Annotated in this window: 2 protein-coding genes; one reads left to right on the top strand and one right to left on the bottom strand. The window is 39.2% G+C overall.

Annotation, left to right across the window (positions count from 1 at the left end):
* Positions 1-28 precede the first annotated feature (28 nt).
* Entirely contained in the window at positions 29-640 is a 612-nt protein-coding gene (locus tag AOG55_RS00070) for a peroxiredoxin (protein ID WP_048101220.1), read from the top strand.
* Positions 641-644: 4 nt separating this feature from the next.
* On the opposite strand, the gene AOG55_RS00065 is transcribed toward AOG55_RS00070, so the two are convergent.
* On the bottom strand, positions 645-1,115 hold the full coding sequence (locus AOG55_RS00065) for a peroxiredoxin (RefSeq protein ID WP_048101219.1): 471 nt from the start codon (positions 1,113-1,115) through the stop codon (positions 645-647).
* Between the last annotated feature and the right edge of the window lies 1 nt (position 1,116).

The raw sequence follows: 1,116 nt of genomic DNA, 5'->3' as shown, positions 1-1,116 counted from the left end.
TTTTATAATATATAATACGGTGATTAATATGGCCGTTAAGCTTGGTGATAAGGCACCAGAGTTTGTTGTTAATACAACCAAGGGACCGCTGGCTCTATCTGACTTCCGTGGTAAATGGATTGTTCTGTTTTCACACCCTGCTGATTTCACGCCGGTGTGCACCACAGAATTTATGGGATTTGCGGAAAGATATGATGAGTTTAAAAAGTTAAATGCAGTTCTAATAGGTCTAAGCGTTGATAGCCTGCAGAGTCACATAGAATGGCTGAAAGACATAAAGGAAAAATTTGGTGTAGATATTCCATTCCCGGTGATAGCAGACATAAATAAGGAGGTTGCTAGCCAATATAATCTCATAGATGAAAAGGCAGGCAACACGGTTAGGGGTGTATTTATAATAGACCCCAACGGCATAGTCCGCTGGATGATATATTATCCGGCTGAAACTGGAAGGAATATAAACGAAATCCTAAGAAGCCTTAGGGCCCTGCAGCTGAACTGGGATAAAAAACTAGCCACTCCAGTGAACTGGAATCCAGGGGATAGGGGTATAGTACCACAGCCGTCCACACTTGAGGATGCATATAAGAGGATAAACAGCGGAGAAAAGGTTTGGTATCTTAAATACCAGGAGGTTTAAAAATTTAATTTAATTTTGATATTTCCTCCTCTATTTTTTTATAATCAGGCTCCTTTGAGGCATCCTCACTAACCCATTTATACCTTATAATCCCATCCTTGTCTATAACAAATACAGATCTTTTTGACGCCGACAGATTTTTTATGTTCAAAAAGCTATCATAAAGGGCCCCATACTTTTTGGATATTTCCCTTCCGGAATCACTTAAAAGATCAAACTGAAGTTTGTTTTTTTCTGCAAATTCCTTCAATGAAAATGGAGAGTCAACGCTTATGCCTATTACCTTTGCCTTAAATCTGTTAAAATTTGCCATTGAATCCCTGAATGTGCACATTTCCTTTGTGCATACAGATGTAAATGCCCCAGGGAAAAATGCAAGAACCACTGTATTTCCCTTAAAATCAGACAGTTTCCTCATTTTTAATCCAGTGTCAGGCGCTTCAAAATCCGGTGCTTTCTCACCAACATCTACCATG

The sequence above is a fragment of the Acidiplasma cupricumulans genome, from assembly GCF_001402935.1.
Lineage (GTDB): Archaea > Thermoplasmatota > Thermoplasmata > Thermoplasmatales > Thermoplasmataceae > Acidiplasma > Acidiplasma aeolicum.
Note: the sequence above shows the minus strand (reverse complement) of the source record. Positions and strands in the feature narration are given on the sequence as shown.

Bases quoted from the DNA above. Each gene is read 5' to 3' on its own strand.
- AOG55_RS00070 (WP_048101220.1), top strand. From the start codon at position 29: ATGGCCGTTAAGCTTGGTGATAAGGCACCAGAGTTTGTTGTTAATACA.
- AOG55_RS00065 (WP_048101219.1), bottom strand. From the start codon at position 1,115: ATGGTAGATGTTGGTGAGAAAGCACCGGATTTTGAAGCGCCTGACACT.